Annotated in this window: 1 protein-coding gene; it reads right to left on the bottom strand. The window is 72.2% G+C overall.

Annotation, left to right across the window (positions count from 1 at the left end):
* Positions 1 to 21 precede the first annotated feature (21 nt).
* The coding region (locus tag G3I71_RS49040) for an alpha/beta fold hydrolase (RefSeq protein ID WP_164325465.1) at positions 22 to 407 on the bottom strand (386 nt) is incomplete at its 5' end.

Here is a 407-nt window from a genome sequence, read left to right on the forward strand (position 1 = left end):
CCCGGCTCACGACCTCGGCCCTCAGGACGCGAGGAACTCCAGCAGCGCGGCCGTGACCTCCTGCGCGTGCGTCCACAGCAGACCGTGCGGCGCGCCCTCGACCTCGACGTACGTGGCCTGCGGCAGCAGCGCGTGGAACGGGCGGCCGGTGGCGTCGATCGGCAGGATCCTGTCGCCCGTGCCGTGCAGGATCAGCGTCGGGACGTCGATCGCGGCGATGTCGGCGCGCAGGTCGGTGTGCCACGTCGGCACGACCTCCCACGCGGCCCACGGCGCGGCGCCCGCGGCGACCTGCCACGAGCCGCGCACCGCGGCCTCGCTGATGCGCGAGCCGAGGTTCTCGTAGAGGTTGTAGAAGTTCTGGAAGAACTCGTCGTACCAGGCGAATCGGTCGCGCTGCGCGTTCG

It is taken from the genome of Streptomyces sp. SID12501, assembly GCF_010550245.1.
Taxonomy (GTDB): Bacteria; Actinomycetota; Actinomycetes; order Streptomycetales; family Streptomycetaceae; genus Streptomyces.